The sequence below is a fragment of the Micromonospora sp. CPCC 206061 genome, assembly GCF_036906915.1.
In the GTDB taxonomy this organism is placed as follows: Bacteria; Actinomycetota; Actinomycetes; order Mycobacteriales; family Micromonosporaceae; genus Phytohabitans.
Genome location: NZ_JBAKHX010000096.1, coordinates 18,506 through 27,170 on the forward strand (window position 1 = coordinate 18,506; position 8,665 = coordinate 27,170).

At 71.3% G+C, this 8,665-nt stretch carries 11 protein-coding genes; 6 read left to right on the plus strand and 5 right to left on the minus strand.

Translation table 11 applies throughout. From position 1 onward, the window contains the following. Nucleotides 1–77 precede the first annotated feature (77 nt). Nucleotides 78–2,957, minus strand: coding sequence for a tetratricopeptide repeat protein (locus tag V6V89_RS36275; RefSeq protein WP_334624170.1), 2,880 nt, complete (start codon nt 2,955–2,957; stop codon nt 78–80). Between the two features lie 20 nt (nt 2,958–2,977). Continuing rightward, the gene (locus V6V89_RS36280; protein ID WP_334624171.1) at nt 2,978–3,301 is read right to left on the minus strand and encodes a hypothetical protein; all 324 of its coding nucleotides are present in this window, start codon (nt 3,299–3,301) and stop codon (nt 2,978–2,980) included. Nucleotides 3,302–3,419: 118 nt separating this feature from the next. On the opposite strand from V6V89_RS36280, the gene V6V89_RS36285 reads away from it, so the two are divergent. Continuing rightward, a complete protein-coding gene (locus tag V6V89_RS36285; protein WP_334624172.1) occupies nt 3,420–3,854 on the plus strand; it encodes a nitroreductase family deazaflavin-dependent oxidoreductase in 435 nt (144 codons plus the stop codon). On the opposite strand, the gene V6V89_RS36290 is transcribed toward V6V89_RS36285, so the two are convergent. Together V6V89_RS36290 and V6V89_RS36295 are read right to left on the minus strand one after the other, a co-directional pair. Next, nucleotides 3,838–4,593: a winged helix-turn-helix transcriptional regulator gene (locus V6V89_RS36290; protein WP_334624173.1), complete on the minus strand. Its 756-nt coding sequence runs from the start codon at nt 4,591–4,593 to the stop codon at nt 3,838–3,840. The two genes, V6V89_RS36285 and V6V89_RS36290, sit on opposite strands and share 17 nt — an antisense overlap. 237 nt (nt 4,594–4,830) lie before the next feature. Beyond that, the gene (locus V6V89_RS36295) at nt 4,831–5,421 is read right to left on the minus strand and encodes a DJ-1/PfpI family protein (protein WP_334624174.1); all 591 of its coding nucleotides are present in this window, start codon (nt 5,419–5,421) and stop codon (nt 4,831–4,833) included. 53 nt (nt 5,422–5,474) lie between these two features. On the opposite strand from V6V89_RS36295, the gene V6V89_RS36300 reads away from it, so the two are divergent. The 3 genes from V6V89_RS36300 (at nt 5,475) to V6V89_RS36310 (ending at nt 7,214) form a co-directional block, all read left to right on the plus strand. Further along, nucleotides 5,475–6,419: a GlxA family transcriptional regulator gene (locus tag V6V89_RS36300; RefSeq protein WP_334624175.1), complete on the plus strand. Its 945-nt coding sequence runs from the start codon at nt 5,475–5,477 to the stop codon at nt 6,417–6,419. Nucleotides 6,420–6,523: 104 nt separating this feature from the next. Next, complete coding sequence (locus tag V6V89_RS36305) at nt 6,524–6,904, plus strand: PPOX class F420-dependent oxidoreductase (RefSeq protein ID WP_334624176.1); 381 nt, start codon at nt 6,524–6,526, stop codon at nt 6,902–6,904. A 100-nt stretch (nt 6,905–7,004) separates the two neighbouring features. After that, nucleotides 7,005–7,214 carry a MerR family transcriptional regulator gene (locus V6V89_RS36310; RefSeq protein ID WP_334624177.1) on the plus strand — a complete coding sequence of 70 codons (210 nt, stop codon included), beginning with the start codon at nt 7,005–7,007 and terminating at the stop codon, nt 7,212–7,214. 76 nt (nt 7,215–7,290) lie between these two features. Here the strand turns inward: V6V89_RS36310 and V6V89_RS36315 are convergent, their stop codons facing one another. Further along, the gene (locus V6V89_RS36315; protein WP_334624178.1) at nt 7,291–7,695 is read right to left on the minus strand and encodes a hypothetical protein; all 405 of its coding nucleotides are present in this window, start codon (nt 7,693–7,695) and stop codon (nt 7,291–7,293) included. A 254-nt stretch (nt 7,696–7,949) separates the two neighbouring features. On the opposite strand from V6V89_RS36315, the gene V6V89_RS36320 reads away from it, so the two are divergent. Both V6V89_RS36320 and V6V89_RS36325 read left to right on the plus strand, forming a co-directional pair. Further along, a complete protein-coding gene (locus V6V89_RS36320) occupies nt 7,950–8,255 on the plus strand; it encodes a hypothetical protein (protein ID WP_334624179.1) in 306 nt (101 codons plus the stop codon). Nucleotides 8,256–8,258: 3 nt separating this feature from the next. Further along, nucleotides 8,259–8,606, plus strand: coding sequence for a hypothetical protein (locus tag V6V89_RS36325; RefSeq protein ID WP_334624180.1), 348 nt, complete (start codon nt 8,259–8,261; stop codon nt 8,604–8,606). The last annotated feature ends 59 nt before the right edge of the window (nt 8,607–8,665 follow it).

Here is an 8,665-nt window from a genome sequence, read left to right on the forward strand (position 1 = left end):
TGTCGAGCCCGTCCTGTCCGCGCACCACCAACGCGCTGCTGCCAGCTGCGCCCAGCCGGGTTCGACCCGCGTTCAGCTCACGCTGTGGCCGCGGCGCGCTGATGCCCGCGAGCGGCCATGACCCGGGCCAGCTCCTGCGACGCGGACGGGTGCCCGCGCGCAACGGCCCGGCGTAGCGCGGTCTCCGCGCCGTCGAGGTTACCCAGCCGGCGCAGCAGCCGACCCAGGCTGTACGCGGCGTCGCGGTTGCCCATCGCGTCGGCCCGCCGCCAGGCGGCCTCGGCGCCGGGCTCGTCGCCGGAGCGGTACAGCAGGTCGCCGAGCTGCGCCGGGCCGTACTGGCTGCCGCGCTGCTCGGCGCGACCGAATGCTGCGGCCGCCGCCTCGGTGTCGCCCGACTTCGCCAGCAGTACGCCGAGGTGGACCGCGCCCAGGTCGTCGCCGCGCTCGTCGGCGCGCCGGAACGCCAGCCGCGCCTCGTCTTCCTCGCCCGCGTCCTCTAGCAGCGAGCCCAGGTTGTACGCCGCCGCCCCGTCTCCCAGCGCGTCGGCCCGCCGCCACTGCCGCTCGGCCCCGTCCACGTCACCGCGCTCGTACAGGATGACGCCGAGGTTGTAGATGGCGCCCCGATGCTCCCGGTCGGCGCCCTCACGGAACGCCGCCTCCGCGCCGGCCCGGTCGCCCTGCGCCGCATAGGCCAACCCCAGCTCGTTCAGGGCCTCCGGCTCGCCCAACTGCCGGGCGTGCTGCCACACGCGCACCGCGTCGGCGGTCCGCCCGCGCTTGGCGATGCGCCGCCCCAGCTCGACCGCTGCCGTAGTGTCGCCAGCCGCGGCCGCCTGCACGAACGGCACGTCGCCCTCGTCCCGCTCCGCCAGGGCGAGCTGTACGGCGTGCAGGTTGCCGGCGGAGGCCTCCCGGCCGCCGTTCACCGCCTCCTCGTACGCCTGCGCCGCCCCGTCGAGGTCGCCGCGCTGCTGCCGCAGCCAGCCCAGGTTGTGCAGCCCGTCGAGCTCGCCGCGCACCCCCGCGCGGAGTAGGACTTCCTCGGCGTCGTCCAGGTAGCCGCGCTCCTGGAGCAGGTAGCCCAGATTCGTGGCGGCGCCGGTCGCGCCGCGCTCGTCGGCCCGGTACCAGCACGCCTCGGCGCGGTCCATCTCGCCGGACTCCAGCGCCCAGTGGCCGAGGATGATCGCCGCCTGCGGGTGTTCGCGGGCGTCCGCCCGTTCGAGGGCCTCGACCGCGCCCGCCCGGTCGCCGCGCTCGTCGAGCAGCAGGCCCAGGTTGTACCCGGCGGGCGCGCAACCACGCTCGTCCGCCCGCCGGTACGCCGCCTCCGCCCCCGCCAGGTCCCCGCGTTCGGCCAGCAGCAGGCCCACGTCGTTGGCCGCGTCGGCGTCGCCCATCGCGTCGGCCTCGCGGTACATGACCTCGGCCTCGCCGTTCTCGCCCCGCTCCTCCAGCACCCGACCCAGCAGCACGCGGGCTCGCCGCGCCGGCTCCGGGCGGCTGTCCTGGGCCGCCGACCGGAACAGCTGCTCGGCCTCGGCGAGCTGGCCGGCCTCCCACGCCAGCAGGCCCTGCACCAGAACGTCCGACTCGTCCAGCGCGTTCTCGTCCGGCTCCGGCGGCGGCCACACGATCCAGTCGTACGGGCCTTCCCGCGCGGCGTGGTCGGCGATGGCCCAGATCTCCCGGTACAGGTCTGACTCGGCCGTGATCGGCTCGCTGCCGGCGTGGTCGAGCTCGCCGGCGGCGCTCTCCGCGCTGGCGGCGATCTGCTGGGCGATGGCGCCCTGGCGGCGGCCGGTGCTGAACCGGCCGTTGAGGTAGTAGACGCGGGACGAGTACGACGGGTGGGCATCCGGCTGCCGTGACAGCTCGACCAGGTCGCGTACCCGGTCGCCGGTGACCACCGCGGAGCGCTCGGACGCCGCGCACCACAGCGAGCCCGCCTCCAGCACCGGCTCCCGCGCCTCGGCGGCCACCACCTGTATGGCGAAGGCGTCGGCCGCCAGCTCGAACGACGAGCCCCGACCGACCAGGTCGACCGCCTCCTCGCCCTCGCCGAGCTCGAACGCGCCGAGCATCGCCTCGGCCAGCGCGACCTCGTGCGGTGAGCCCCGAAAGCCGATCTCGTTGTGGCCCAGCACGTGGTGGCCGATCTCGTGCAGCACGACGAAGCCGAGGGTGAGCTGCGCGAGGTAGACGGGGTCGATCGGGGACGGGCCGTCCGGCGGCTCGTCCGGCAGGAAGACGGCGCCCGGCGCACCCTGGCGAGCGCGCCGGACCGCGCGCATGACCAGCTGCATCAGGCAGTACGACAGCCGGTGTCTGGCCAGTCCCGCGTTGGATACCGGTGCGAGCGCGGCCATGGCGCCGCACAGCCGTTCGCGCAGCGCCGGGCCGCCTGGCGCCTCGGCCAGCAGCTCGTCGACGCGCAGCCCCACCCACTGGTCGGCGCCGACGGTCAGCCAGGGCAACGGCACCGCGGCGGGCGGGTCGGGCTCCAGGTCGCGCAGCACGGGCAGGGCCAGTTCGTTGAGCCGGGCGCACCTGCTCACGGTGCGCGCGAACAGCTCGATCACGTCGAGGGTGCCCCCGCTGACGTAGACGACAGGTTGGCCATCGATCGCGTCGGCGCGAGCGTCGGGCACGACCGTGCGCGGGAAGATCACCGGCACCGCGGCGACCGCGCCGGCCAGCGGGCTCCCCTCGACCAGGCCCGGCAGGAACCGCCGGAACGTGGAGACCAGGCCGCGCTCGTCCTCGCCGGGCGCCGCCTCCGGCGGCTCCAGCCCTCGCGTGCGGTACAGCCGCAGTGCGTGCGCCTGGTATCGGGTCAGGGCGCGGCCGGCCAGCTCCGCGTCGCAGGGCGGCGGCTCCGCGCCGTCGCGGGCGGTGACGAACCGGGCGTACACCGCGGTGTGCGCGTTGAGCGGGTTGTGGAGGTACACAGCTGGGACGCCCGTCGGGGTCAGGCGCCGTCGAGGTCGGCGGGCCGGACCTCTTGACCGTCGAGACTCGCCGCGACGCCACGCCGGCCGCGGAGCTTGTCGATCAACCAGGCCGCCAGCACCGCGCTGCTCACGCTGGTCGCGACGCTCACCAGGGCCTCCAGGACATATTGGGTACCTTCGAACCCGCTGGACCGGGTCAGCCGCAGGCCACTTAGCGTGACGCCGTCCGCGATCGGCACCTCGCCCCCGGCCGGCAGGTCGCCGTGGACGCCCAGCAGCGCCTTGATCTCATCCGGCGAGGCGGCGACGATCTGCACCTCGTGCGTGCGGGGCTCGGTCATAGGGGAATTCAAGACCTCCCACCACTCTGCGTCAACGCGGCGGTCGGTCATGACATCCCGGGGCTATACTCGGCATTCGACTCTCTACGTTGTATAGAGTTAAGAGCGAGAGGACGACATGGTCGCAGCTGAGGACGCGGTGCGGATCAGCCCGGTGGCGTGGGTGGCCAAGCAGGCACGGATCTACGAGGAGTCCGGTGGAACGAGAGGGAACACCGTGCACGGTTCGCCGTGCCTGCTGCTGGACTATCGGGGGCGACGCAGCGGTGGCTGGCACCGCACTGTCCTGATCTACGGCAGGGACGGCGACTCGTATCTGGTCGTCGCGTCCAACGGCGGCGCCGACGATCACCCGCTGTGGTACCGCAGCATTCAGGAGAACCCGGAGGTGAGATTGCGGGTAGGCGCCGCGCGCTTCACCGCCCGGGCGCGCACGCTGTCACCCCAGGAGAAGGCGCTGGTCTGGCCACACCTGGTGGCGATCTTCGCCCCCTATGCGACGTACCAACGAAAGACCTCGCGCGACATCCCGGTCGTCAGCCTGCGGCCCTGATCAGAGCGTGTGGGTTCGAGCGCCCTGACTCCATGTCCTCAACCAGTCCCTGAGCCTGCGCAGACGGCGCAAGCACGAGTTTGTACCCGACCTGCCGCACCGTGCCGATCATCGACTCGTACTCGCTGCCGAGCTTCGCGCGCAACCGCCGTACGTGCACGTCGACCGTGCGGTGACCTCCGAAGTAGTCGTATCCCCACACCTCGCGCAGCAACTGATCTCGGGTGAACACGCGACCCGGGTGCTGCGCGAGGAACTTCAACAGTTCGAACTCCTTGTACGTCAGATCAAGCGGCCGACCCTTGAGCCTCGCGGCGTACGTATCGGGATCGATGCAAAGGTCACCGCAGGCGATCAGCGAACCGCCGGCACCGCCGGTCAGGCCGGCAAGCCGGCTCACCATCAGCCGCAGCCGCGCTTCCACCTCGGCAGGGCCGGCGGTTGCCAGCACCACGTCGTCGAGCCCCCAGTCCGCGCAGACCCCGACCAGGCCGGCCTCGTCCACCACGGCCAGCAGCGGCACCCGCAGGCCCGTGGCTCGCAGCAACCGGCACACGCCCCGCGCCTCGACCAACTTGTGCCGGGCGTCCACCAGCACGATGTCGGGATCAGGACCGGACACCAGGGCGGACACGTCTTGCTCGGCGACCCGTACACGATGGGGCAGCAGGTCCAGGGCGGGAAGCACCCGGCGTGCGGACTCGCCGGCGGACTGGGCGGTCAGTACCAGAATCTCCACGCGGTCCCACCTCTCAGCCAGCTGGCGGCGTCCAGCTACCAGGCAGCATCCAGCGGCAATGTTTCGTTCTTGGTAGTGGGCGTGTTTCCACCGTGGTCGCCATCCTCGGCGGGACGCGGATCACAGCACGCGGGGTCGCCTTGCCTCCCATGTCACAGGGCTGCCGCGCTGCCTCGTCTCGGTACCGAGAGGCCCCTTGATGCCATCCACAAAGGCTTCGACAAGCTGATCCGCAGCTCAACCGGATGACCGGCTGAGGCGCTCGGGCGTCGGGGCCGGGTACTCGATGGTGGCGGCGACCCGGTTGGCGGTGGCGGCACCGAGTTCCCGTACGGTGATCCACAGTCCCAGATCGAGGCCGGCGGTGAGCGCGCCCGCGGTGATCCGATCGCCGTCGTCGACGACACGTTCGTCGACGACGGTGACGTCGTAGGCGCGCAACTCCTCGTACGCGTTGCGGTTGGTGGTCGCCCGCCGGCCCGCCAGCAGACCGGCGGCGGCGAGCAGGAGCCCACCGGTGCACACCGATGCCATCCAGCGCGCCGACGGTGCCAGCGCGGCCAGCCGGGCCGGAAGCACGCCGTGCCTCGCCTGCGCCCAGGCGCCGGCGACGGCCCGGTTCAGCCACCCGCCACCCGGGACGATCACGCCGTCGGCCTCACCCAGCACCCCAGGGATCCGGAGTTGGACGCCGCGCATGCTGGTGACCGGCCCTGGCCGCTCGACGGCGACCAACTCGACGTCGAACCCCGCCATCGACAACACCTCGAACGGCCCGAACACGTCCAGTTCGTCGAAGCCGTCGAACACCACGATCTCGATTCGCACCCGGCCAGCCTCTCGCCTGGGCCGCGTTGGCGGCGAGTGGCATTCTTGCCACTGTGCACAAGAAATCCGCCACGCACCGGGTCGCCGTCCTCGCCCTCCCCCGCGTGGTCGCCTTCGACCTGACCATCGCGACGCACGTCTTCGGCCACGACGGCCACGGCCGGTACGCGACCACGGTCTGCTCGCTGGACGGCGGATCCATCCCCACCACCACACCAGGGCTGGCGTTGACCGTCGATGCCACGCTCGACACCTTGGCGGACGCCGACACGGTCATCGTGCCCGGATTCGCCCGCGGCCCCGCCCCGGTACGCGCACTCGCCGCGCTGACCCTCGCCTACCGCCGCGGCGCCCGCATCGCCTCGATCTGCACCGGCGCGTTCGCACTGGCCCAGGCCGGCCTGCTCGACGGCCGACGCGCGACGACCCACTGGGTACACGCTGAGGCGCTGGCCCGCGAACACCCCCGGGTCACCGTGGACGCCAATGCGCTGTACGTCGACGAGGGCCCGGTGCTCACCAGCGCCGGACTGGCCGCCGGCCTCGACATGTGCCTCTACCTCGTCGGCCGGGACCACGGCCAGTCCGCCGCAATCCAACGGGCGCGCAACATGGTGACACCGCTGCACCGTGCCGGCGGCCAGGCACAGTTCATCCCGGCCGGCACCGCCACCGAAGACGACGAACTGGCCACCGTCACCGCCTGGGCGAGCGCCAACCTGCACCGGCCGATCACCGTCGCGGACCTCGCCCGGCAGGGCGTGATGTCGACCCGGACCCTGCACCGCAGCTTCCGGAACCAGTTCCGGATGAGCCCGCAAGCCTGGCTGACTCAGCAACGGCTGCGCGCCGCCTGCGCCCTGCTGGAGAACGCCGAGATCACCATCGACGAAGTCGCTAGACGCACCGGTCTGGGGACCGCCACCAACCTCCGCACGCACTTCCACCGAGCCTTTGCCACCACCCCCACCGCGTACCGGCGGGCTTTCACACCCTGACGCGTCAAGTCACCTGATCCCGTCAAAGCCGACACCGTTCGCCGACCTTGCTCGACCAAGCCATTGCCGCCCTTCGACGGGCCCAGAAAGAGGTACCCGCCACCATGAACGCCCTCGACCGTCTCGCCGACGAGAAGTACGTCCTGCTGACCACATTCCGCAAAGACGGCCGCGCCGTGGCCACACCCGTCTGGGCGGCCCGCGACGGCGACGCGCTCGCGGTGTGGACGGTCGCCGACTCCGGCAAGGTCAAGCGGATCCGCCGCAGCGGCCGCGTCACGGTCGCGCCGTGCGACTTCAAAGGCAACACGCACGGAGACGCGGCCGCCGGACGAGCCACCCTGACCGACTCCGCGACCGCCCAGCGCATCCGCACGACCATCGCCCGCAAGTACGGCCTCATCGGGCGGATCACCATGCTCGGCAGCCGGATCCGTCGCGGCCGCGACGGCACAGTAGGCATCCGGATCGCCTTCGCCGACTGACGGCCCCGGGTCTGTCTTCCAGCGACGCATCCAGGTCGAGCGCGTGCTCCGAAGTCCAAGTCTTGACCCTGACGCGGGTCAGGCTCGCAGAATCAGCGTCGTGGACGACGATTACATGGACGATCAATCCGAGCGGTGGCAGATCGGGCAGTTCGCCGAGCTTGTCGGCCTGAGCATTCCGCAACTGCGCCGCTATGACCGGCAGCGGCTGCTCGAACCCGACGGCCGTGAGGTCGCTGACCACTACGGCCTCACTCCAGAGACGATCTCCGTCGACCCGCAGTGGCTGCAACCTCGCGGCAGGTCGTAGTCGACCAGGCGTTGTGGCCTGATCATCCAGAAACTGTTGACCGCCGATGACCCACGGCGGCCAGCTCTCGAACGGCTTAACGGCCCTGGGGCTGATTGACGAACATGACGTAGCCCTCGCCTTCGCCGGTCCTGGTCACAAGCCCCACATACCGGCTCTGGTGCGGGGGAAAGACTTCGTAGACGTGCCACGCGGCGCCACCGCGTGGGTCCGGGGATTCGGTTTCGACCGCCACGAACAGCGCAGGGCGCTCACGCAACCGGTGGGCGTGAGCCAGCGCGTTCGCGACCACGTCGGTTCCGGAGACGGTCCCGAGGATTCCGTGTTGGTGCAGGCGTAGCCGGTCGACATGCCGGGTGGCCGCTGACTGAGACCCGGCGTAGGCGATGAGCCTGACCTTGGCCGCATGGCTAGTCAGCAGCGGCGCGAGTTCTCGGGACGGCGAGGTGGGGCCGGTCGCGAAGAGGTAGGTGAGCGCCATGCTGTTCCTCGATACCAGTCCGCCGCAACTCGATGGCGACGGATTCCTCCATAGAGGACATGGCTGAGACCTGCCAGACATACGTCAAACTCGGTACGACGCTACCGCCAGCAGGCGCGCCGTACGTGGGTCCGCGCGGGCAGCCCGGGTCCGCCGAGCGTGCGCGACCCGTTCGGGCGCTGCTGGAATGACTGCGACTCTTGGTGTGCCAGACTGATGCGCCGTACCGGAAACGTGGCAGAGGACGGGGGCAGGTGACTCGACAGGGCAAGCGGGCCCGGCTGGTCAGCGACTTCCTCGCCACGGTCGAGGCGCTCGGCGGCCGGGTTGACCCCGCCGTGGTGGCTGAGGAACTCGAGGTCCGCATCAACGCTATCGCCGCCCAGCTGCACATCAGCTCGCAGACGGTGCTGCGCAACTACATCGACGACGATTGGGGCCGGCAGGCTGCCACGGACATGATGGCCGAGGTGACCCGCCGCCCGGTGGATGAGCCGACCGGACCCGACGAGCACTTCGCCGTGCGCGTCGTCGGCCGGCTGGTGGCCGCGTTGGGTTAGGCCATGCTGTACGCCAGCGTCAACGGTGACGGCGCTGCCGAGGTGCCTCAGCTCGACGGGCGGCACGCGGCCGAGGCCATCTCCGGGCTGGGCCTAGCCCTCCACGCGCGGCCGCCGGGCGATGACCTGGTCGTGGTGGATGCGAAGGTCGTGGCGTGGACTCGCGCCACGCTGGAGGCGTTTTGCGAGCAGCTGCGGGCCGGCGTCTGGTCGTCGTGCCCATGCGGCGAGTTGCACGGCCAGGTCGAGACGGACCTGGCGGTCCTGCGCGCAGTCAGAAGTGATCTTCTGCTGTTGCCGGCATGGTCGGCCCCTACGGAAGCGTCGACCCGGCCGGCCACGAACGGCTAGGAGACCGCTGAATAATGGCGGCGTGCCGGTCCACCGGTTTTGATCGGGTTTGGTCGATA

Bases quoted from the DNA above. Each gene is read 5' to 3' on its own strand.
- V6V89_RS36280 (WP_334624171.1), bottom strand. From the start codon at position 3,301: ATGACCGAGCCCCGCACGCACGAGGTGCAGATCGTCGCCGCCTCGCCG.
- V6V89_RS36315 (WP_334624178.1), bottom strand. From the start codon at position 7,695: ATGGCGCTCACCTACCTCTTCGCGACCGGCCCCACCTCGCCGTCCCGA.
- V6V89_RS36305 (WP_334624176.1), top strand. From the start codon at position 6,524: ATGAACGCCCTCGACCGTCTCGCCGACGAGAAGTACGTCCTGCTGACC.
- V6V89_RS36325 (WP_334624180.1), top strand. From the start codon at position 8,259: ATGCTGTACGCCAGCGTCAACGGTGACGGCGCTGCCGAGGTGCCTCAG.
- V6V89_RS36285 (WP_334624172.1), top strand. From the start codon at position 3,420: ATGGTCGCAGCTGAGGACGCGGTGCGGATCAGCCCGGTGGCGTGGGTG.